Genomic DNA, 21,238 nt, shown 5'->3' on the forward strand with positions numbered 1-21,238 from the left:
CACGCGATGAGCAGCACGACCGACAAGATCAAGGGCCTGGCCAACGAGGCGGTGGGCAACGTCAAGCAGGCGGCCGGCAAGGCGACGGGCAACGACAAGCTGGTGGCCGAGGGCAAGGCGCAGGAGCTGAAGGGCGAGGCGCAGAAGACCGTCGGCGACGTCAAGGACGGCGCCAAGTCCGTCGCCGACAAGATCACCGGCAAGCACTGAGCCCGTCCCGCGGCGCCGTCCCCTCGGCGCCGCCCTCAGGCCCTTGCCCGGCACGGTGCCGGGCCTGGCCGCTCGATGCGCGAGAGCTAGAGCCGATGCGGCGCTTCGCCAGCCTCTTCCTGCGTCAGGAATTCGTCTTCCTGATGCTGGCCATCCTGCTGAGTGTCGGCGCGGGCGTGGCCTACTGGGCGTCGCGGGCCACCGTCCTGATGATCGCTGTCGCCCCGAAGGATGGAACCGAGCCGGCCCTGATCCAGGCCTACGCGGACGCTCTGGCCAAGCGCCACAAGGAGATCCGCCTCAAGATCCTGCCCTTCGACGACGTGCGCGACAGCGCCGAGGCGCTGGGCGACGGCCGCGCCGATCTGGCGATCGTGCGGCCGGATGTGGAGCTTCCGGATAACGGCTTGACGCTGGCGATCCTGCGCGACCAGGCGATGATCATCGCGTCGCCGGAATCCGCTGGGATCGCCCGCTTCCCCGATCTCGACCGCAAGCGCCTGGCGATCCTGGCCCACAGGGACGCCGACGAGGCGCTCATCCGCGCCATGCTGGAGCATTACGGTCTGACGCTGGTGACCACCGAGCCGGCAGGCGCGCTGCCGCCGCGCCACGTCGCCCTGGTCGAGATGGCCGAGAGCGACCTGGGCGCGGCCTTCGCCCGGAAGCGGGTCGACGCGGTGATCTCGGTCATCGCGCCGACCGCGCCGACGGCGCAGCGGATCGTCGGCCTCGTCCAGGCGGCCAGCCGCGATCGCAAGATCTCCTTCGTGGATGTCGAGAACGCCGAGGCGATCGTTGCCCGTCTGCCGCGGCTGCAGGTCGTCATCATGCCGGCCGAGACCTTCGGCGGCAGCCCCAAGGTGCCCGACGAGGAGGTTCACACGGTCGGCGCCTCGTACCGCCTGATGGCGCGCGCGAACCTCGCCCGGTCGGTGGCGGCCGACGTCACCCAGCACCTGTTCGAGCTGCGCAGCGCCATGGCCAACGTCACGCCCGCGGCCGACTATTTTCAGGCGCCCGCCTATGACGGGACCGTCGGCGCGACGAGCGCCCGGCTGCCGATCCATCCCGGCGCCGTCGACTATTACGAGCGCGAGCAGCAGAGTTTTATCGAGCGCTACGAGACCTGGATCTACCTGCTCGCCTTCCTCGGCGGCGGTATAGGCTCCGCGCTCGCCTGGATCGGCCAGCGCCTGTCGCGCCTGCGCCGGGAGCGCGTCGAGGAAGCGACGGACCGGCTGCTGAGGATCCGCCAGGAGGCGCAGGAGACGACCGACCCGGCGCGTCTCGAGAGCCTCGCCCGGGAGATCGACGACCTCGCGGGCGACATCGCCAAGCACGCCCTCGAGCGACCGACCGAGGCGCGGACCATGTCGGCCGCGGCCATCGCCATCGACGCCGCCCGCTCGACCGTCAAGCGCGCCATCACGACCGGCCGGAGCGCGGAGGACGGGTCCGCGTTGGCTGGCCGGACGGTCGCGAGCGACGCGGGCCCGAACGGGGCCTGACCCATTGCGGCGGATGACCGCCGTACCACCCGGGCCGAGGGCCCGCCTCAAGAGGACGACGCGATGAGCAAGGGATACCCTTCGATGACCGCCCTGCTGGGCCTGCTGGCCGTGGCCGGTTACCAGAACCGCGACCGGATCGCCGAGTGGCTCGGCGGCCACGCCAAGGACGCGTCCCGGTCGCCGGCGCCGCAGGTCCCGCCCGCGACGGGTTCGACCATCCCGGCGAACCTGGATCGGCTCCTCGGCGGCGCCAGCGCGGGCGGCGTCGGCGGCCTCATCGCCGGGGGCCTGACCGAGCTGGTCGACCATTTCACCAAGGGCGGCCACGCCGAGACGGCCCAGTCTTGGATCAATCACGGGCCGAACCGCGACATCCCGACCGCGGCTCTGGAGCGCGCCATCGGACCGGACACGCTGGCGGCCCTGGAGCAGCGCACCGGCCTGAGCAAGAGCGAGCTGCTGGCGCGCCTCTCGCGCGACCTGCCCTCGGCCATCGACCGCTACTCGCCCGACGGACGTTTGCCGGCTTTCAGCTGATCCGCTCCATCGCGGTCGTCGCGGCGGTGCCGCCGCGACGACCGGCACCGATTCCGGCGGCCGCTACTCGACCAGCTCGTCCACCTTCGCCATCAGCGAGGGCGAGATGGTCAATCCCAGGGAGGCGGCCGTCGTCAGGTTGAGCAGGGTGATGAAGCGCTCGCTCGCCTGCACCGGCAGGTCGCCGACCACCGCGCCGCGCAGGATCCGATCGATGTAGCTCGCCGCCCGCTGCACGTCCTGCTCGACGCTGGTCGTGTAGGCGGCGAGGCCGCCGAGATGGACCGGCGCCGCGTAGGCGTACACGGCCGGCAGGCGGTGGGTCGCCGCCAGATCGACGATCAGCTGGCCGTACACCCCGGTCACCGCGTCCGGCAGGGCGATGAGGCCGCCCTCCGGTTGTCCGGCGAAGCCGGCGATCGCCGCCTCGATCTCGGCCGCGTCGTGCACGCCCGCGATCCGGGCGTCGATCCCGAGTGTCGGGCCGATGCGGGCCATCTCGGCCGTGTAGCCCGCGAGGCGCGCCCGATAATCGGGGTTGATGAGCGCGAGCGCCCGCGTCACGCCGGGGCTGAGTTCCTTCAGGAGCTGCAGCCACTTGCCGACGAGGACGAAGTCGAAGTTGGTGAAGCCGGTGAGGTTCCCGCCGGGCCGCGACAGGTTCGTCACGAAGCCGCCGCCGACCGGGTCCTGAAGCATCATGAAGACGATCGGAACCGTCGTGGTCGCCCGCTGGAGCGCGGTCGCGCCGACGACGCCCTGCGCGAGCACCGCGTCGGGCGCGCGCGCGACGATCTCCTCCGCCTGGACGCGCATCCGCTCGGCGTCGCCGTTGCCGTACTGCAGGTCGACCGTGAGGTTCTCACCCCAGATCCAGCCGGCCCGCTTCAAGCTCTCCTTCAGCGTCTCGACGATGACGGGACTGTCGGGATGCGCCGCGCCGTAGACCAGCAGGATCCCCAGGCGACGCTGACCCTTCGCCGGCGCGGCGGCGAGGGCCGGCCACGCGGCCGCACCGCCGAGGGCCGCGATGACGTCGCGCCGTCTCATCCGCCGGTCTCCCGTCCGAACCCGTTCCGAGCATCGCCGATCGGGAGGGATTCCGATCGCACGCCCTCGGACGGTAATAGGCGCTGCCTTAAGGCGGGGCTATCGGGACGGGCGACGGGGAAGCCGGGCGGGCGCGCGACTCAGCGGACCTCGACCCGACTGCCGCTGCCGCCGTTCAGCAGCCGCTTCAGGTGGAAGGCCGCCACCCCGTCGTCGGGGCGCAGACCGACCAGGGCCGCGAAGGCGGCCAGCGCGCCGGCCTCCCCGGCATCGAGCTTGGCGTAGGCGTCCTGGTACTGGGCGAGCAGTGCGTCGCCGCAGGCCGCTTCCGTCAGGGGTTCGTAGGCGCGCAGGGCCGTCTGCTTGCCGCGCAGGAGGAGGTCGCCGAGGGGGCGGCCGCGGAACTGTCCGGCGCGGATCACGACGGCGTCGCTGACGCAGATCCGCGTGCCGAAGGCCTTGTTGGCGTTCTCCAGACGGGCGGCTGTGTTGATGGTGTCGCCGTAGGCCGTGTAGTCGAAGTAGCGGCCGCCGCCGAAATTGCCCACGATCGCCGGGCCGGCATGAACGCCGATCCGCGTCACGCCGATCTCGATACCCCGCTCGCGCCAGCGATTGCGGAAGCCCTCGGCCGCCTCGTCCAGGGCGAGGGCGCAGGCCACCGCCCGCGCCGCGTGGTCCGGCTGGTCCCCCGGCGCGCCGAACAGGACGTGCAGGGCGTCGCCGACGATCTTGGCCACCGTCCCCTCGTGGGCGAAGACCACGTCGGTCATCTCGGCGAAGTAGCCGTTGAGGATCTCGGCGAGCTGCGCCGGGTCGAGGCTCTCCACGAGGCCGGTGAAGCCCGCGATGTCGGTGAACAGGGAGGCCACGTCGCGGCGGTGGCCGCCGAGTTCGAGGCCCGACGCGTCCCCCGCGAGCCGCTCGGCGAGGTTCGGCGAGAAGTACCGGGCCAGGGAGGCGTGGGCCCGCTCGGCGAGCGATTGCCGCCGCCGCCCCTCGCGCAGGTCCTCGACGTGGCGCAGCGTCCGCTCGATCGTCGTCTCGAGGTCGGCAAAGTCGATCGGCTTCGTCAGGAAGTCGAAGGCGCCCCGGTTCATCGCCGTGCGGATGTTCGCCATGTCGCCGTAGGCCGAGACGATGATGATCGAGGGGCGCTCGGCCAGCTCCTGCAGCTTGGCGAGCAGGGTCAGCCCGTCCATCCGCGGCATGTTGATGTCGGAGACGACCAGATCGACGTCGCGGCTCTCGGCCAGGCGGTCCAGCGCCTCCTGCCCGTCGTGGGCGAACAGGAACGTGACGAGGCCCTGCCGGATCTGGCGGCGGAACTTCTGGGTGATCAGCGCCTCAAGATCCGGCTCGTCGTCGACGACGAGGATCTTGGCGCTCGGGGCGCCGGGCGTCATTCGGTCCCCGCGAAGGCGGACAGACGGCGATCGATCTCGGCCTTCAGAACGGCGAAGTCGATCGGCTTGGTGATCAGGCCCACGGCGCCGGCGGCGCGGACCTTCTCGCGCGTCTCGGCGTCGCCGTAGGCCGTGATCATGATCACCGGCACGTCGGGGCGGGCCGCGCGCACCAGGGGCAGCAATTCGAGGCCGGTCATCCCCGGCATGTTGATGTCCGACAGCATCAGGATCAGGCTCGGCTCGTTCGAGCCGTTGATCCGCTCCAGGGCCTCCGCGGCCGAGTGCGCGAAGGCCATCGCGAAGCGTCCGGCGCGCAGCTCGCGGCGAAACTGCTGCCGGAACAGGTCTGTCACGTCGGGTTCGTCATCGACGACGAGGATCAGGACGTTCATGGCTGGCTCTCAGTCTCGGTCGCCGCCTCGGTCGCCGGCTCTGTCGCCGCCACGGTCGGTGGCCGAGGCGGCGCGTCCGGCGTAACACTCTGCCGCGGCAGGGTGATGATGAATTCCGTGAAGGCACCCGGTTCTGTGGCGACGTCAACCGTTCCGCCGTGCTGCTTGACGAGGATGTCGTGGCTCAGCGACAGGCCGAGCCCCGTTCCCTCACCGGCCGGCTTGGTGGTGAAGAACGGGTCGAACATCTTGGCCTTGACGCTGTCCGGGATGCCGGTGCCGTTGTCGCGCACCCGGATCTCGACGCCGTCGCCCCGGTCCCGGGTGGCGACCGAGAGCGTGGGTGCATAGCCGGGTTCGCCGTCGGCGGCCCGCTTCTCGGTGGCGTAGAATCCGTTCGACATCAGGTTCAGCAGGACCCGCGTGATCTCCTGAGGGTACAGGTCGGCGAGGCCGGCCGCCGGATCGTAATCGCGCACGAGGGTCACGTTGAAGCCGGGTTTCGCCGCACGGGCCCCGTGATAGGCAAGATTCAGGCTCTCCTCGACCAGCGCGTTGACCTCGACCGGGCGATGCTCGCCGGACCCGGTGCGCGAGTGGAGCAGCATGTTCTTGACGATCGAGTCCGCGCGCTTGCCGTGCTGGACGACCTTCTCGAGATTGCCCTTGAGCAGGCCGGCGAGTTCCTCGACTTCCGCGCGCGTGTCCGGGTCGAGGGTCGTCGGTTCGAGCACCTCCCGCAGCTCGTCCACCAGCTCGTTCGAGAGCGACGCGAAGTTGTTGACGAAGTTCAGCGGATTCTTGATCTCGTGGGCGATGCCGGCGGTGAGCTGCCCCAGCGAGGCGAGCTTCTCGGACTGGACGAGCCGGCTCTGCGCCCGCTGGAGATCGTCGAGCGATTGGTTGAGGTCGCGGGTCCGCTCCTCCACCTTGGCCTCGAGCGTCTCGTAGGAATCCTGAACCCGGCTCGCCATCGTGTTGAACCGGTGCGCGAGGGTCTCGATCTCGTCGCCGGTGCGGATCACGATCCGCTCGGACAGGTCACCCGCGCCGAACCGCTCCGCCCCGTCCTCGAGCTCGCGGATGGGCACGACCATGCGCCGCGCGAGGAAGGTGCCCGCCACCGCCGCCAGCAGGACGCCGAGACCCATCAGCGACGTGGTCTGGATCACGGATTCGAGCGCCGGCCCCATCGCGTCGCGCAGCGATTCCTGCACGAAGACGATCCAGTCGACCCGCGGGATGGTGGCGTGAGCCGCCAGCACCCAGCCGCCGTCGAGGCCGGTCGTGATCTCGTAGTCCTGACCCGCCATGCGGGAGCCGGGCAGAGCCGCCGCGACCTCGGGCAGGCCGGAGAGGTCGGTGTCGCGCAGGACGAGGCTCAGATCCGGGTGCGCGATCAGGCGACCGGTCGCCGTCGTCACGAAGGCGTAGCCGTGCTCGCCGACGTTGATCGCGCTGACGACGTCCCAGATCAGTTTGAGATTGACTTCCGCGACGGTCACGCCCGGGTCGCGGCCGGCATGGGCCACCGAGACGGTCATGTACGGCTCGGACCCGCGCCGGAAATAGACCGGGCCGAACCACGTCTTCTGGGCGAGCGCCTGGGTGAAGCGCGGCGAGGTCGAGAAATCCTTGCCGCTGGCGACGGAGTCCGGCTCCAGTCGGGAGACGCGCAGCTGCTCCTTGCCGGCCGGATCGAGGTAGGCCACCTCCGTGATGGCCGGCGCCTGGCGCAGCAGGCGGATGAAGTCGTAGCGCTGCTGCTCCGGGGAGACGCGCCGCCACTCGGCGCGCGTCGTCCAGCCGATCTGGCCCTCGATCGAGGACAGGAAGGCGTCGACGCGCTCGGCGGCGGCGCGCGCCTTGGTGCGCTGCGTCTCGATCGCGGTCCGCTTGGCGTCCTGGTAGTTCAGCGTCAGGTCGACGGCGCCGTTGATGAGCAGCACGAGGCTGACCAGGCCCACGAAGGCCACCGCGAACTTCCCCGCGAGCGGCAGGCGGAACCAGCGCGGCGGCGCTGTCGCGGCCGGCGGGGAGGCTGTCGGGCGCGGCGCCGTCATTCGACGATCTCGTCCGCCTGGGCGAGGAGCGCCGACGAGATCGTCACGCCCATGCTGCGGGCCGTCTTGAGATTCACGATGAAGTCGAACTTCGTGGGCGCCTGGACCGGCAGGGTCGCGGGGTTCTCGCCGCGCAGGATGCGGCCGACATAGGCGGCAGCCCGGCGGACCGTCTCCACCGGATCCGGTCCGTACGACATCAGGCCGCCTCGGTAGGCGAAACGCCGGATCGCGAAGACCGCGGGGACCCGGAGACTCGTGGTGAGCGCTACGATGTGGTCGCCGTTGGCCTCGCTGAACGTGCCGGGGGCGACGATCAGGCCCCCGTCGCCCTGCCGCGCGAGCGCGGCGATCACGGGCTCGATCTCGGCCGCCTTGTCGATCTTCACCACCACCGGCTCGATCCCGAGCGTGGCCGCGGTGGCGCGGAACGGCTCGGCGTAGAGGTTCTCGCCGCGGATCTCGGTGCTCGGATTGGACAGGAGCGTGACGTGCCTGAGGCTCGGAACAGCCTCCTTGAGGGCCGCCACCCATTTCCCGCCCAGCGGCGCCTCGTAGAGCGTGAAGCCGGTGATGTTGCCGCCCGGGCGCTGGAGACTCTCCACGTACCCGAAGCGGACCGGGTTCGAGGCGCCGACGAACACGATCGGGATCTGCTTCGTCAGAGCTGCCACGGCCGTGAGCTGCGCGCTGAGGTAGGCGAAGATCACCTGCGGCTGTGCGGCCACGAGTTCGGTCGCGAGGAGACGCGTGCGCTCGCGGTCGGCCCCGGTCCAGCGATCGTCGACCCGCTGATCGGGATGACCGTGGTCGCGCAGGCCGGCATGGAACGATTCCGCCAGCACCCGGCCCTCGGGATCGCCCTCCGCGAACGGCCAGAGGGCCGCGACATGGGCCTGACCCTGCGCCAGCACGGTGCGCGGCCACCCGGCGAGCGCCAGGGGCAACCCAGCGAGTACGGTTCGCCGCCTCATCGGACCATCGCGCCACATCCCCGCCCACGGCCCCGCCGCGCGCTCAGGCCCCGCCCTGCGATCGACTGCCGAAGCATAGTGCACGCTCGACGGCGACACCACGCGCGAGCCGCCGCGCAGTTATCAAAATGCCAGCCGCATGCCGCCGACGATGTTTCGCGGAGCTCCCGCAAAGACCGATCCCGTGGTGGTCGCCAGCACGGCGGCGCCGTTCTGGAGTCCGGTCGTGCCGCTGATGCTGTTGGCGAGGTTCTGCGCGGAGGCGACGTAGGTCGTGTCGAACAGGTTGCGCACCTCGACGTACAGGCTCAGCCGCTTCGCGTAGCCGCCCGTCAGCTCCGTGGCGTAGTGCAGGTTGGCGTTGACCACCGCGTAGCCCGGCGCCTTCAGCAGGTTGGCGTTGTCGAGGTAGAAATCGCCCTGGACGACCGTCTCCACGAAGGCGCCGAGACCCGCGAGCGGGCCGCTCGGCACGTCGTAGCCGAGGCGGGCGAGGATCTGGTGGGCAGGAACTCCGGGGATCCGGTTCCCGGCCCGGTCGAAGGACCGGCTCAGGCTGCCGGCGCTGAGCTGCTCGGCGTAGCGGGTGTAGATCTGGTCGTCGAACGTGTAGGCCAGCGTTCCGCGCCAGCCGGGCGCGAAGGCCCAGTCGGCGCCGACCTCGATGCCGCGATGCTCCGAGGCCGGCGCGTTGAACGTGTACGCGAGGAGCCCGGCCCCCGGCGATTGCGAGACCAGCTCGTTGCGGAAGAACTCGTAGAACCCGGTCACGCTCAGGCGGAGATCGGTCACCGGGCTCCACTCGGCGCCGAGATCGAAGCCGAGGTTCTCCTGCGTCCGGAGCTGCGTGTTGTTGCCGGGCAGCCCGGCCGGGGTGATGAACAGGTTGCTGGCGGCCGGCGTGGTGTAGCCGGTGGCGACCCGGCCGCGCAGCGCCCAGGCCGCGTCCGGCCGGTAGACCAGGGCCAGTTCGGGGGCGACGTTGAGGAAGGACCGGTTCGCGTCCGCCACCGTCCGCGTCGTGCCGCTCGCCGCGTACGCGTAGGCGACGTTGCGCCCGGTGATCGCCGTGGTCTCGGCGCTCAGGCCGAGGATGCCGGTCCACTGGTCCGACAGGCCCAGCTCCAGCCGCGCCCGGCCGCCGAGATTGGACTGCACCGCCGACTGATCGCCGATCAGCGCCCCCAGGCGCGGGCCGACGTAGGGGGCCCGGTTGAAGGTGGTGATGTGGTTGTCGATCGTGTTGTAGGCGAGCGCGACGTAGCCCGTCGCCGGCAGGCCGAACACGTCGCCTCGCCGAGTCAGGTCGGTCAGGAAGTTCCAGGACGGGTAGGAGCCCCGCGACGCGGTCGTGTAGAAAGGCTGGTCGAAGTTGCGCTGGTCGAAGCCGAGCTGCGTGCGCCACGTGGTGAACGCGTCGATGTCGTGCTCCCAGCGGGCGGCCACGATGGTCCGGCGGTCGTTGCGCCCGAAGCCGCCCTCGTCGGCGGTCACCGGCACGGTCGCGCCGAAGGCCCCGTTCCGGAACAGGTTGAAGGTGGTGCAGCCCGGGGCCGCGCTCGCGGCCGCGGCGCAGCCGCGCTGGTACGGGTTGATCCGGTACTGGGCCAGGGACGCGCGGGCGGGCAGGTTCGCGTCGAGGGTGTTGTTGATCACCTTCAGGGTGAAGCGGTTGTCCGGCGTCGGGGTGTAGCTCGCGAGCAGGTTGATGGTCTGCGTGTCGTAGCTCGCGTGGTCCTGGTAGCCGTTCGCGCGGACATCGCTGGCGAACAGACTGATCTCGAACGGGCCGCTGACGCCGCCGACGGTGAAATAGTTGCTGAGGTAGCCGAAGCTGCCGGCATCCACCCCGATCTCGTAGCCGTCGATCTCCCGCCCGGTGCGTGTCCGGAACGCGATGGCGCCCCCGGTGGCGTAGTTGCCGAAGAGCGGCGATTGCGGCCCGCGGAACACGTCGATCCGGCCGTAGGCGCGGGGGTCCGTGAGGTCGAAGCGCGACGCCCCGTCCGGCTGGGTGAGGATGAAGCCGTCCTCCAGGACGACGGTGTTCTTGATCACGCCGGTGGAGCGGGCGTTGTTGCCGCGGATCGAGATGACCACATCGCGGCCGCCGTTCCCTTGCCGCACGGTCACGCCGGGGCTGTTCACCAGGACCGAGCCGATGCTGGTCGCCGGCCGGTTCGCGATCGTGTCATCGCGGCCGATGCCGGTGACGATCTCGCCGACCGGGTGCTCGATCACCGCGGGCGCCGAGCCCGGCGGCGCCGCCACGCCGAAGGCCGGCGCGGCGGGCCGGCCCGCAACGGGCGCGGCCTCGCCCTCCACGGAGAGTTCCTCGAGGGTGACGGCGGCCTGGCCGAGGGCGGGGAGGGGGCTTCCGGCGAGCAGGAGCGCGAGGGCGCCGCCGCGCAGGACGGGGGAGTCGGAGGTCATCGGAGGTCTCGTCTGATCGATGGGGCGAGCGGCGGCGCCGCCCGGAGGACGGGCGATCAGGCGGAGCGGGGCGGCCCGCGGGGCTGGCCGATGACGGCGGGGACCGACGCGGTCCGGACGGGGGGCGGGATCGGCCACGCCACCGCCGTCCAGCGCACGCGGCGCGCGAGGCCGGGCGCGTGCGGGAGCAGCGGCGGGACGGCACCGGCGCGACACAGCCCGCAGAGTGCGCAGGACCCCGGTGCCGGCGCGCCCGGGCCGACCGCTGCGTCACCGGCCTGATCCGGCGCGTGCCCGCACAGGATCTGGCCGGGCAGCGCGCCCCGATCCGCCTGCGCCATCCGGAGCGCGACGGCCGGCGCGAGCGCCTGGATCCAGAGCGCGAGCGCGATCAGCACCGCGCCCGGGAGGCCCGGGCGCCCGCGTCTCAGGCGCGGAGACGTATGCACGGGCACGGCGCCCGCCCGCACCGGCTCAGCGCGCCCACCGTCTTCGGAGCCGGCCCGCGGCGAGGTCGAGACCGACCATGGCGGCGATGGCGAGCCCGGTCAGCGGGAAGAGCGCTCCGAGGCCGAGGATGATCGCGGTCACGGTCGCGGCCACCCGCCGATCCGCGGGCCAGGGCGGCACGCCGAGGCCACCGGCCGGGCGCCGCTTCCACCACATCGTCCCGGCGGTGACGGCGAGCAGGAATGTGGCGAGGCAGAAGCCCAGCATCGCCAGCTGGTTCGCGCGGCCCCAGTGCTCGCCCTTGTGGATGCCGATCCCGTACTGGATCGCCCGGCCGACCGGTCCGAGATCGGTGAAGCGGACGTCCACCAGCGGGCGGCCGGAATACTGGTCGAGGGTGATGACCCGCTGCCGCGTGACGTCGCGCGGGTAGATCGCGGCGGCGTAGACGCCGTCCGCGCCGACGGGCAGCGCCAGCTCGAAGCCGGGGGGTATCCCCAGATGACGAAGGATCGCCACGGCGTCGTCGATCCCGACGCTCGCGGCCGCGGCCGGTACGGAGCGCGGCACCGGCGCGTCCTGCAGGGTCCACCCGGCATCCTCCAGCCGGTCGCGCAGCGGCACCGTCGAGACCGGCCGATTCGCCCAGAGCGCGGCCGGTTGCCCGAGGCCGGCGGCGTTCGACCACGCGCGCAGTTCCTGCCCCCACCAGATCGACCAGGGCAGGCCCGTGAGCGCCAGGAAGAGCAGCCCGCCGCCGGCCACGAACCCGGTGACGGCGTGAAGGTCGCGCCACCACACGCGCCGGCGCGGGTCGCCGCGCACCGTGACGACGCCGCCCGCGCGGCCGCGGGGCCACCAGAGATACGCGCCGGTCAACACCAGGACGATCGCGAAACCGGCGACGATCTCGATGACGGCGTTCGCGAGGGGCCCGACCAGGGCGAGGCTGTGCAGTCCGCGGACCATCGCCATGAGTTCGCGGTCACGGTCGACGCGGTCGAGCACGTCGCCGGTATAGGGGTTCAGGTAGACGTGGATCCGGCGGTCGCCGGAAGCGAGCGTCACCCGCGCCGCGGCGTCCGGCGCGGCCGGGTCGATGTAGGTGACGGGCGCGCCGTCGGGCACGGCCTGCAGCGCGTTGAAGATCAGCCGGTCCGGGCCGATCGGTGCCGTCGCCTGCGGCGCGACCCGGGTCCGGTACGCGAACAGGCTGCCGTTGATCTCGTCCTTGAACAGGTAGAGCGCGCCGGTGGCCGAGAGGCTGATCAGGAAGGGCAGGCAGAGCAGGCCGGCGTAGAAGTGCCACCGCCAGACGGCCCGATAGACGGCGTCGCGGGACAGTCGCCGCGTTGCCGCCGCCCCGTACGCGGGGGCGTCGCCGTGGAGAACAATCGACATGATGGGAGGTCCGGGCCTGAACGATCGGGAGCGGGATCGTCAGGCCTTGGGTGGACCTCGCGCGGTGCCCGTCGAGGCCGGCGGGCCGGTCGTCGGGATCTCGGATTCGGGGCGCCACGCGCGGCGCGTCTCGGCGGCGACGGGCCAGTCGGTCGCGGTCGGGTTGATAATCGGCAGGACCAGCGCGCCGGCCTGCACGAGCGTGCAGCACGGATGCGCGTGCGCCACCGGGCCGGCGGGGTCACCCGAGGCGTGACCGGCACAGATCACCGCGTCCGGATCGACCCGGGCCTGTGCCGGGATGGCGAAGCCGAGGAAAGCTTGAAGCAGCAGCGCGTAGAGCGCGACCAAGCCGATGATCGCGCGCCCTCGAACCGTGAGAGGCTGGCACCGGCGCATGGACCGATCTAGGCGGCCGCGCCGCGGCGCGTCAACGGCCGACCGCTGTTCGGTCCGTGCCAGACTCGCGCCTCGCTGAGGATCAGAGGAGGATGCGCCCGGTTCCGGGAAAGAAAAAACCCGCCGGATCTGAGATCGGGCGGGCCGGCGCGGTGGCTGGGGGACCTGGATTCGAACCAGGACTAGAGGAGTCAGAGTCCACCGTTCTACCGTTAAACTATCCCCCAATCAGCCGTGAGCCCTGCGCATCCGGTTTCGAAGATGGCGGGGCAGAGCCCGCAGCGCATCGAGCGGGTCCGGGCGTGGGCGGTGAGATAGGCGGAATGGTTCGGGAGGTCAACCGGTTGTTCTGCGGTTGACGCCACCTCGGCCGCGGCCGTAACCGTGAGGTCGCGGATGCTGCCAGGAAGGGTGGCCGAGTGGTTTAAGGCAGCGGTCTTGAAAACCGCCGTGGGGGCAACTCCACCGTGGGTTCGAATCCCACCCCTTCCGCCGGCATCGCGCTAAGTGGCTGATCTGCCACGAAGTGCACTACAATCAACGGCTTATGTCTGGGCGACTGCTACACATGAGTGTATGCACGGAGCATGAAGGACGTGGGTCGGCACACCTACCTTGCGCGGCGCAAGGGCACGGCGAACTGGCAGTTCCGGGCCAGGGTACCGCTGGACCTCGTTGCCCATTTCGGCAAGCGGGAGGTGACCAGGAGCCTCGGGACTGCTGATCTCGCAGAGGCCAAGCGCCGAGTGCGGGATGAAGCTGACGCGTTCGACCGGCAATGCCGAGCGGTCCGGGAGCAAGCTGCAACCGGCAGCGAGGACACGGTCGGAAGCGTCGCACTCACCTCGCTTAGCGAGGCCGCCGTCCAGCAGATGGCGGTGGCATGGTTCGAGACCATCGCTCTCGATGCAGAGCGGCGACATGGGATGGAGGTGCCCGTCGATCGTGACGAGGCACTGATCAGCCTGGATCAGGAAGAGGGCGAGCTGCACGACCCGAACGACCTAGGTCTTGATGCGTCCTATCAGACCGCCATCCGGCTTCTTCGGGCCAACGATGTTCGTCTACTTCGGCGCCAGCTCAACCCGATCCGCGCTGCCGGATCACCGATGTTGTTCGTGGTGTCGCGGGAGGACGCGGCCTCAGCGCAGTTCCGCCAGCTCTTGGCTCTGCTGCGCAGGGGGCGGCTTGAGGACATCCGTCGGGGCAGGGCGCGGCTGTCAGGCGACTACCAAGATGTGGCGTTCGATCCGATGTTCCGGCTGCGTCCTGAGCCGAGTGGCAAGACCCTGTCCCAGGTGATAGCGGCGTTCCGAGCGGAGCCCGAGCGGGCAGGGCAGATCACCAAGCTTCAGCAGACGTACTCATCGGTCTTCCGTCTAGCGGGCGAGATGTTCGGGCCTGATCGACTAGTTCGCGAGATCGATCGGGAAGAGTGCAAGGCGTTCAGGGCGGTAGTTCAGGCGCTCCCGCCTAATGCAACGAAGCGCTTCCCCGGCAAATCCCTGGTGGAAATCGCCGAAATGGCGACCGCAGAAACAGATCGTCTGCGTCCAGCGACGGTCAACCACTATCTTGACGCGCTGGCGACGCTGTTCAACTACGCTGAAGGTGAGGGGTGGATCGCTCAGAGCCCAGCCAAGCGGCTCGCGATCAAGGGCGTGAAGAAGCGGCACCGACGCGATCCGTTCACGGTTGCCGAGCTTACCGCGATCTTCCAGGCACCCCTGTATGTCGGCTGCCAGGATGACGAGAGCGGCTACGCGAAGCCCGGGCCGAACCGTCCACGGCGAGGCAGGTTCTGGATCCCCCTGGTGGGGCTCTTCAGTGGCATGCGACAGGGCGAGATTGCGCAGCTCCGTACTGAGGACGTGCGGCTGTTTCAGGGTGTGACGTGCATCTTCATCGAGGCGGATGGCGACGATGTCGACGACGCTGACCGCAAGCGGGTGAAGACCGAGGCCGGCGAGCGGTATGTGCCAGTGCATCCCATGCTTGAGCGGATCGGCTTCGTTCAGCATGTCGAACAGATGCGCAACGCTGGTGCTGAGCGGCTGTTTCCGGATGTAGTACGGGGCGCCGATCGGTACTTCAGCCCCTTCTCGAAGTGGTTCTCGCGCTTCCTCGCGGATGCCGGGGTCAAACGCGACCGCAACGCCTTCCATTCGTTCAGGCACACCTTCAGAGACGCGATGCGCGAGGCGAGCGTACCTCCGGACGTGGTGACTGCGCTGGGCGGGTGGGTCCGCGGCGGAATGGAAGAGCACTATGGGAGCGGGCGTATCACTGCCCCCGTTCTGCATGAGCACATGCTCCGCATCCGGTACGATGGACTCGACCTATCGCACCTCACCCGTTGCTGACGCCGAAGCCCCGCTCAACCTGGGCGCTATGCTGTTGACGCGGTGCAACCGGTTGCACTGAGCGCGGTCGAGCAGCGGCGCGATCGCGCGCGGCTGCCGAACTGAGGGCAGGGCTATCTGACGGCAGCTTGCGACCCGACGCAGTCGTTCACGCGCCGCCGTGCGGCTCCCGAAAGCGGACGTAGAGTTCGCCATTACTCCGGCAGTGATGCGCCCATTGTCCATGGACCGAGCGGAGATGCTGTGTGCCCCGGCCAGGACCAGCATCGCGCGTATCCCGTCGCACAATAGGTAGGGTTCCTCGCGTCCCGGTGAGGAGCTTTGGTGAGTCGGGCGAGCGATGGCAGTGGGAAAGCCGCAAACGCGTGGTGTCGCCCAGAAACGGTCCGCATATCAGCACAGCAAACAAACTCATTCAATGAAGTGGGGATTATAAACAATCCTGACACGTGTCCTATGATCAAGGCTAGCTGCGACAAGTTGTCGAGGATTGGGAACTAGCCGAATTTACACGCGTCATCGCTCGACCGTGTATGGCGAGCTTATCAATGACTGATCGATCCGTGGTCATTCTCGACGGTACTCGGTGCCACCTCGGCGAAGGGCCGAGCTACGATCCCGCGACAGATACCGTGTGGTGGGTCGATATCCTCGAATCCCGGCTATTCGAACGGTCCCTGGCTCCGGGAACGACGTCGGCGAAGATCCATGCGCTGCCGGTCATGGCGAGTGATGTTGCGGCCATCGACGCGGACCGCCACCTCCTGTCCGCCGATGACGGGCTGTACGTTCGGACAATCGCGACGGGGCATCTGAGCCTGCTCTGCCCCCTCGAAGCCGGCAAGCCTGGCAACCGATCCAATGATGGTCGTGTGCATCCAAGCGGCGCCCTCTGGATCGGGACCATGGGGCGGGACGCCGAGCCGGGGCGCGGATCCATCTATCACGTGGCCGGAGCGCGCATCACGCGGCTCTATGGCGGGCTCACCACGCCCAACGGAATGGCGTTCTCACCCGATGGGGCGACGGGATACTTCGTCGACACCGCCGAGGGCATTCTCCGGCGCGTCGCCCTCGATCCCGGCACCGGCCTGCCGCGGGGTGAGCCCGAAACGCACTACGACCACAGCGTCGGCGACGGCGGCATCGACGGAGCGGCGGTCGATGCGGACGGCCTGATCTGGACGGCGCGCTTCGGGGCGAGCTGCCTCGACGCCTACAGTCCCTCCGGGGAGCGCGTCCACACGATTCCGGTGCCGGTGCGGCAGCCGACCTGTCCCACCTTTGCCGGACGCGCCCTCGATCGCCTGCTGGTCACCACGGGCTACGAGGGCATGGATGAGGTGGCGCGGGCGGCCGACCCCGAGCATGGCCGCACGCTTCTAGTCGATATCGGCGTCCGGGGGCTGCTCGAACCGGCGTTTCGCCTCGACGCCTGATCCCCCCACGATCCTCCAAAGTCCGGAACCGCGCGAGCGCAGCGATGGCGCCGCCGAGGAGCAGTCATGCCTTTGCCCGAAGACCGCGCCTATCAACCGATCGAAGCCTACGCGCTGCTGGGCAATTGCGAAGGCTGTGCCCTGGTGGCCCGGGACGGCTCCCTGGATTGGGCCTGCCTGGAGCGGTTCGATGCCGACCCGACCTTCTCGCGGCTGCTCGACCGCCGACGGGGTGGGTACTTCGTCGTCCGCCCCGAGGGTGACTACGAGACGGCGCGGCAATACCTAAGCCGCACCAACATCCTGCAGACGACCTTCACCACGGCGGACGGCTTCGTCCAGCTCTACGACTTCATGGTCGGTCCGGAGGGTGGCGAAGATCGTCCTCGTCTAATGCGCCTGGTGACGGGCCTGTCGGGATCGGTGCCCATGGTCGCGGCCTACCGCCCCCTGGCCGGCTTTGCCGAGACCTTCGCACCGCTGACGGTGCGCGAAGGCTGTATCACCGCCAAGGGATGCCCTGGCCTCTCGACCGACGCCCGGTTCGAGATAGAGGGCGAGGTCGGGGTCGCGCGATTCACCCTGTCGGGAAGCGAGAGCCGCTCCTTTGCCCTGTATCTCGGCGAGCCGCCCGCGACGGTGCCGGACGCCTACGGGCTGATGGAGCAGGTGCGCCGGACCTGGAGCCTATGGACGAAGGATTCCGCCTATGTCGGGCCCCTGGCCGACGAGTTGATGCGCTCGGCCCTGGTGCTCAAGACCCTGACCTACGAGCCCACCGGAGCGATCGTGGCGGCAGCCACGACGTCCCTGCCCGAGGAGGTCGGTGGGATCCGCAATTGGGACTACCGCTTTTGCTGGATCCGCGACGCCTGCCTGTCCTTCTACGTGCTCAAGAAGTTCGGCATGTCCCGCGAGGCCGAGGGGTTCTTCGAGTTCGTCTGCGCGTTGTGCGATCGGGAGGAGGGACAGCTCAAGCCGCTCTACAACATCTCCGGGGAGGCTGACCTCGAGGAGACCGTAGTCGAGCACTTCGAAGGCTGGCGCGGATCGGGGCCCGTCCACCACGGCAACGGCGCAGCCGACCAGCATCAGGCCGACGCCTACGGCCAGGTGCTCGATCTGTTCTATCTCTACGAGCGCCTCGGCGGCACCCTATCCGAGAGCCTGCGCGGGCACGGGGCGCGGCTGGCGGATATCTCCGCCGCCCACTGGCACGAACCCGATGCAGGGCTGTGGGAGCCGAGAAAGCCGGAGCAGCGCTACCTGCACGCGGCGATCATGAACTGGGTAGCCCTCGATCGGGCGATCCGCCTGTTCGGCCCACGGGAGACGTGGTGCACCGAGCGGGACCGCATCGTCGCCTTCGTGAACGGCGAGGCGGTGCACGCGGACGGCTATTACCCGCAATATGCCGGGGGTGAGGATGTCGACGCAGCCCTGCTCATCGCCCCGATGGTCGGCTTCCCCGTCGACGAGGCGGTCTTCGCCCGCACGGTCGATGTCGTCATCGAGCGACTGGGCCATGGCCAGCTCGTCTATCGCTACAAGAACGACGACGGTCTTCCCGGCAAGGAAGGCACCTTCGTACTCTGTGCCTTCTGGCTGGTGGATGCTCTCCTGTGGCTCGGCCGGGAGGTCGAGGCCCGGACCCGCTTCGCCGCCCTGCGGGTGCTTCAGAACGATGTCGGACTGATCGCGGAGCAGACTGCGGAGGATGGTGCATTTCTCGGCAACTTCCCGCAGGCGTTCAGCCATCTTGGGCTCGTCCATTCCGCGCTGATGCTCGATCTCTACGAGCACGGGGGACGTGCCGCCGTGCAGGGCACCTACGCCGACCGGACCCTGCGGGAGACCGACACTCGGCGCGCGCCGACGATCGCAGCGTAAACGAGATTCAAGGGAACAAGGGGGCAAGCACCGTGACACGGATCGGCTATCACGTCTCGCACGAGCAGCACGCGCCCTCCGCGCTGCTGGGCTACGTCCGGGCGGCGGAGGCGGCGGGTTTCGCCTGCGCCATGTCCTCCGAGCATTTCCGCCCCTGGAGTCTGAAGCAGGGTCATTCGGGCCATGCCTGGTCGTGGCTCGGCGCGGCGCTGGCGTCGACCCGTCTTCCATTTGGGATCATCACGGCCCCCGGGTACCGCCATCACCCGGCGGTACTAGCGCAGTCCGCGGCCACCCTGTCCGAGATGTTCCCCGAACGGCTTTGGCTCGCCCTCGGATCGGGCCAGCGCCTCAACGAGGACGTCACCGGCCTGCCCTGGCCAGAGAAGGCCGAACGCACGGCACGGCTCGCCGAATGCGCCACGGTGATCCGCAGCCTCTTCGCCGGGGAGACGGTGACCCATCGGGGGCGGGTGACGGTGGTCGACGCCAAGCTCTATTCCCGGCCCGAACGCGCACCGATGCTGATTGCCGGGGCGGTGACGCCGGAGACGGCCCGCACGGTGGCCGCCTGGGCCGACGGCCTCGTCACCGTGGGCATCGATCCGGCCAAGCTGCGCAAGGTCTTCGACGCGTTCCGCGAGGGTGGGGGCGAGGGCAAGCCGATCTTCCTCCAGACGAAGGTGTGCTGGGATACCGATCCCGCGCGGGCCCTCGCCCTGGCCCACGACCAGTGGGCGAGCAACATGCTGGAGGGCGACGTGAACTGGGACCTGCGTCTGCCGGAGGACTTCGACACCGCCTCGCGCTTCGTGCGGCCCGAGGACGTACCGGGCTATGTCCGGATCTCGAACGATCTCGGCCGCCATGCTGCTTGGCTCAACGACCTCGCCGCTCTCGGGCCCGCCGAGATCATCGTGCATCAGGTGGCTGGCGATCAGATCGCGTTCATCGAGGCCTTCGGACGGAAGGTGATAACGAACTTTCCTCAATGATTGAGAGGCCGTTCTGCTGAAGCACGCTCAGGTGGTGCCGACCAGAATTGATTGCCTGCTTCATTGCTGCGTGGCGCTCAAAGCGGTGAGACTGCTTTCCACCCACAGCGGTCCTACGGCTTCCGACCCGTATCAGCCATTAGGCCGCTCGGCGGCGCTCCTCCATAGCGGTCATTCCTCGGTCTCTCGGCAAAGCCGGCACAAGGTAGATACCAGACCTAATTATAAAGGTTCTCGATCCGAATTCTGCATCGTTCTCTCCATGCTCTCGACAAAACATTCACAGCCGCTCTCATCGGCAATGCATAGAATTCGAGCTCTCGATAGCTCCAAGCATAAGGCTTGCAGCTTTTAAGCGCTGCCGTGTGCAGAAAAAATTGAATATCTTCTGGCGCTTTTCGGATAGACATGAAGAAGGAATGTTCTTCAACTTCGTCTGCGCCAAAGGCAATGACGGCCTGATGCCTAATTGTATCGGCAAGTAACCCAACAATTATAGTCGGCATAAGAACGCCAAGGACAACGAATGCTGTCGGCCGCAAGACGGCAGGGATCATGTTTCTGGTGACCTTCATGACGATCAAGGTGGAGGCCACAACGGAGATAACGGCGATCACTCGCCAGAAAGGAATGCCGAGCCGGTCAGCCCATCTGGTCGCAAGACCGATCGGCTGCAATGGATCGCCGAAAAGCAACACGGTAAGAGTGAGATATAAAAGCGCGGCCAACCAAAACTTCACTATCGACCTCACTGCACGACCTTGCGTCTATAGGCGCTTCAATCTTGAGAACAGAAGAAGGCGCGCTGTGGTCACTTAACGTGTATTACTATTGAGGTCACTATGCGCGGCGAGGATGTTTGCTTCGAAGCCTTAATGCCCGAAAGCGGACCAGCGGGAAACCACCCCAATCGGTCCTACGGCTACCGACCCACGGCAGCCGTACGGACACCCATAAGCACGCCCCGAAAGCAGACACCTTCGCCTCAGATCCGGGCCGTAAGCTTCCACGCTTCCGCCGTAAGCGAACGTTCAGACGGACGAACCGCAGGCCCTCACCGGGCCGAACGCGACCATCTACAACCGGCTTCGTGCCTTGGGCAGCTAAGGGGGCAAGGTCAGGTCGTTCGGGACGTTCACCCAAGCTGGCGGACCACTTCCCAGGTGCTATGCGACTCCGCCGCCAAAGGCCCAATGCTGCGCCTGACGGGCAAAAAGGGGAGCAAAGCCGAGATATCGGCTGCTCACGGGGTGGGCGCACAACCAAGATCCACGCCTTCACTGATCGCTTTTGCCACCCGCTCGCCTGTGGGATCGTCGGTCGGGACGGTCGGTCTATCAGTAATCGGGTGCCAAGTGCCGCATCGCCCGAACCTTGGCGGCGCGGACCGCTGGGCTGCGGACGAGTTCGTGACAGAACAGCAGCGGCATCGGTTTCAGCGCGTCATGAACTGCTCCGTCGCCTCGAGCCATGGACATAGTCTGCCGCGCGGCTGCTGCGCCGACGGCGTCGGCGAGTGTGGTCCAATCCTCCACTGATCCGTGCCCGCGCTGCAAGATCGCATTGCCCCATAGATGGCCCTGCTCGCGCAGGTACGGCACGTCCTGCCGGGTCAGACAGGCAGCCATCGCGTAACCCTCGACGTCTGACCGAAGCGCGGCGCGTCGCGCTTCCGCGGCAGTTGAGGTGCTGAGAAGGGCCGCGCCGAGCACCGCCGCC

Annotated in this window: 18 protein-coding genes and 2 tRNA genes; 8 read left to right on the plus strand and 12 right to left on the minus strand. The window is 68.8% G+C overall.

Annotated elements, in window-relative coordinates; genetic code table 11:
- Nucleotides 1-6: 6 nt before the first annotated feature.
- The 3 genes from BLW78_RS29470 to BLW78_RS29480 all read left to right on the plus strand — a co-directional run bounded on the left by BLW78_RS29470 (nucleotide 7) and on the right by BLW78_RS29480 (nucleotide 2,261).
- Complete coding sequence (locus BLW78_RS29470; RefSeq protein WP_020096305.1) at nucleotides 7-210, plus strand: CsbD family protein; 204 nt, start codon at nucleotides 7-9, stop codon at nucleotides 208-210.
- Nucleotides 211-305: 95 nt separating this feature from the next.
- Complete coding sequence (locus BLW78_RS29475; protein ID WP_091683765.1) at nucleotides 306-1,721, plus strand: TAXI family TRAP transporter solute-binding subunit; 1,416 nt, start codon at nucleotides 306-308, stop codon at nucleotides 1,719-1,721.
- Between the two features lie 63 nt (nucleotides 1,722-1,784).
- Nucleotides 1,785-2,261, plus strand: a complete 477-nt coding sequence (locus BLW78_RS29480) for a YidB family protein (RefSeq protein ID WP_091683767.1) — start codon at nucleotides 1,785-1,787, stop codon at nucleotides 2,259-2,261.
- A gap of 63 nt (nucleotides 2,262-2,324) precedes the next feature.
- Here BLW78_RS29480 and BLW78_RS29485 read toward each other — a convergent pair whose 3' ends face one another.
- From BLW78_RS29485 to BLW78_RS29530, 10 genes are all read right to left on the minus strand, one after another.
- Complete coding sequence (locus BLW78_RS29485) at nucleotides 2,325-3,311, minus strand: ABC transporter substrate-binding protein (protein ID WP_091683769.1); 987 nt, start codon at nucleotides 3,309-3,311, stop codon at nucleotides 2,325-2,327.
- A 140-nt stretch (nucleotides 3,312-3,451) separates the two neighbouring features.
- Entirely contained in the window at nucleotides 3,452-4,717 is a 1,266-nt protein-coding gene (locus BLW78_RS29490; RefSeq protein ID WP_091683771.1) for an adenylate/guanylate cyclase domain-containing protein, read from the minus strand.
- A complete protein-coding gene (locus BLW78_RS29495; protein WP_020096377.1) occupies nucleotides 4,714-5,112 on the minus strand; it encodes a response regulator in 399 nt (132 codons plus the stop codon). Before BLW78_RS29495 ends, BLW78_RS29490 begins: the two co-directional genes overlap by 4 nt.
- A complete protein-coding gene (locus BLW78_RS29500) occupies nucleotides 5,109-7,175 on the minus strand; it encodes a sensor histidine kinase (RefSeq protein WP_091683773.1) in 2,067 nt (688 codons plus the stop codon). Before BLW78_RS29500 ends, BLW78_RS29495 begins: the two co-directional genes overlap by 4 nt.
- Nucleotides 7,172-8,149: an ABC transporter substrate-binding protein gene (locus tag BLW78_RS29505; protein WP_091683775.1), complete on the minus strand. Its 978-nt coding sequence runs from the start codon at nucleotides 8,147-8,149 to the stop codon at nucleotides 7,172-7,174. The genes BLW78_RS29500 and BLW78_RS29505 overlap by 4 nt, the downstream gene beginning before the upstream one ends.
- 123 nt (nucleotides 8,150-8,272) lie before the next feature.
- Nucleotides 8,273-10,582, minus strand: a complete 2,310-nt coding sequence (locus tag BLW78_RS29510) for a TonB-dependent receptor family protein (protein ID WP_091683777.1) — start codon at nucleotides 10,580-10,582, stop codon at nucleotides 8,273-8,275.
- Nucleotides 10,583-10,638: 56 nt separating this feature from the next.
- Entirely contained in the window at nucleotides 10,639-11,031 is a 393-nt protein-coding gene (locus BLW78_RS29515) for a DUF2946 family protein (protein ID WP_244527104.1), read from the minus strand.
- 25 nt (nucleotides 11,032-11,056) lie between these two features.
- On the minus strand, nucleotides 11,057-12,433 hold the full coding sequence (locus tag BLW78_RS29520; protein ID WP_091683779.1) for a PepSY-associated TM helix domain-containing protein: 1,377 nt from the start codon (nucleotides 12,431-12,433) through the stop codon (nucleotides 11,057-11,059).
- Nucleotides 12,434-12,472: 39 nt separating this feature from the next.
- Complete coding sequence (locus tag BLW78_RS29525; protein ID WP_244527105.1) at nucleotides 12,473-12,784, minus strand: hypothetical protein; 312 nt, start codon at nucleotides 12,782-12,784, stop codon at nucleotides 12,473-12,475.
- Between the two features lie 201 nt (nucleotides 12,785-12,985).
- Nucleotides 12,986-13,059: transfer RNA gene (locus BLW78_RS29530), tRNA-Gln, on the minus strand.
- A 178-nt stretch (nucleotides 13,060-13,237) separates the two neighbouring features.
- On the opposite strand from BLW78_RS29530, the gene BLW78_RS29535 reads away from it, so the two are divergent.
- The 5 genes from BLW78_RS29535 to BLW78_RS29555 all read left to right on the plus strand — a co-directional run bounded on the left by BLW78_RS29535 (nucleotide 13,238) and on the right by BLW78_RS29555 (nucleotide 19,519).
- Nucleotides 13,238-13,324: transfer RNA gene (locus tag BLW78_RS29535), tRNA-Ser, on the plus strand.
- A gap of 95 nt (nucleotides 13,325-13,419) precedes the next feature.
- Entirely contained in the window at nucleotides 13,420-15,195 is a 1,776-nt protein-coding gene (locus tag BLW78_RS29540; protein ID WP_091683783.1) for a site-specific integrase, read from the plus strand.
- Between the two features lie 548 nt (nucleotides 15,196-15,743).
- Nucleotides 15,744-16,634, plus strand: coding sequence for an SMP-30/gluconolactonase/LRE family protein (locus tag BLW78_RS29545; protein ID WP_091683785.1), 891 nt, complete (start codon nucleotides 15,744-15,746; stop codon nucleotides 16,632-16,634).
- A 66-nt stretch (nucleotides 16,635-16,700) separates the two neighbouring features.
- Nucleotides 16,701-18,524 carry a glycoside hydrolase family 15 protein gene (locus BLW78_RS29550; RefSeq protein WP_091683787.1) on the plus strand — a complete coding sequence of 608 codons (1,824 nt, stop codon included), beginning with the start codon at nucleotides 16,701-16,703 and terminating at the stop codon, nucleotides 18,522-18,524.
- Between the two features lie 32 nt (nucleotides 18,525-18,556).
- Nucleotides 18,557-19,519: a TIGR03885 family FMN-dependent LLM class oxidoreductase gene (locus tag BLW78_RS29555; protein ID WP_091683789.1), complete on the plus strand. Its 963-nt coding sequence runs from the start codon at nucleotides 18,557-18,559 to the stop codon at nucleotides 19,517-19,519.
- Nucleotides 19,520-19,737: 218 nt separating this feature from the next.
- Here BLW78_RS29555 and BLW78_RS31170 read toward each other — a convergent pair whose 3' ends face one another.
- A complete protein-coding gene (locus BLW78_RS31170) occupies nucleotides 19,738-20,259 on the minus strand; it encodes a hypothetical protein (RefSeq protein WP_139215734.1) in 522 nt (173 codons plus the stop codon).
- Between the two features lie 597 nt (nucleotides 20,260-20,856).
- Nucleotides 20,857-21,238 (minus strand): hypothetical protein (locus BLW78_RS31175; protein WP_210186906.1); only part of this gene is annotated, 382 nt, incomplete at its 5' end.

The sequence above is a fragment of the Methylobacterium sp. 275MFSha3.1 genome (genome assembly GCF_900108435.1).
In the GTDB taxonomy this organism is placed as follows: Bacteria; Pseudomonadota; Alphaproteobacteria; order Rhizobiales; family Beijerinckiaceae; genus Methylobacterium.

Coding starts and splice junctions, on each gene's coding strand:
- BLW78_RS29470 (WP_020096305.1), top strand. CDS start 7: ATGAGCAGCACGACCGACAAGATCAAGGGCCTGGCCAACGAGGCGGTG.
- BLW78_RS29475 (WP_091683765.1), top strand. CDS start 306: ATGCGGCGCTTCGCCAGCCTCTTCCTGCGTCAGGAATTCGTCTTCCTG.
- BLW78_RS29480 (WP_091683767.1), top strand. CDS start 1,785: ATGAGCAAGGGATACCCTTCGATGACCGCCCTGCTGGGCCTGCTGGCC.
- BLW78_RS29485 (WP_091683769.1), bottom strand. CDS start 3,311: ATGAGACGGCGCGACGTCATCGCGGCCCTCGGCGGTGCGGCCGCGTGG.
- BLW78_RS29490 (WP_091683771.1), bottom strand. CDS start 4,717: ATGACGCCCGGCGCCCCGAGCGCCAAGATCCTCGTCGTCGACGACGAG.
- BLW78_RS29495 (WP_020096377.1), bottom strand. CDS start 5,112: ATGAACGTCCTGATCCTCGTCGTCGATGACGAACCCGACGTGACAGAC.
- BLW78_RS29500 (WP_091683773.1), bottom strand. CDS start 7,175: ATGACGGCGCCGCGCCCGACAGCCTCCCCGCCGGCCGCGACAGCGCCG.
- BLW78_RS29505 (WP_091683775.1), bottom strand. CDS start 8,149: ATGAGGCGGCGAACCGTACTCGCTGGGTTGCCCCTGGCGCTCGCCGGG.
- BLW78_RS29510 (WP_091683777.1), bottom strand. CDS start 10,582: ATGACCTCCGACTCCCCCGTCCTGCGCGGCGGCGCCCTCGCGCTCCTG.
- BLW78_RS29520 (WP_091683779.1), bottom strand. CDS start 12,433: ATGTCGATTGTTCTCCACGGCGACGCCCCCGCGTACGGGGCGGCGGCA.
- BLW78_RS29540 (WP_091683783.1), top strand. CDS start 13,420: ATGAAGGACGTGGGTCGGCACACCTACCTTGCGCGGCGCAAGGGCACG.
- BLW78_RS29545 (WP_091683785.1), top strand. CDS start 15,744: ATGACTGATCGATCCGTGGTCATTCTCGACGGTACTCGGTGCCACCTC.
- BLW78_RS29550 (WP_091683787.1), top strand. CDS start 16,701: ATGCCTTTGCCCGAAGACCGCGCCTATCAACCGATCGAAGCCTACGCG.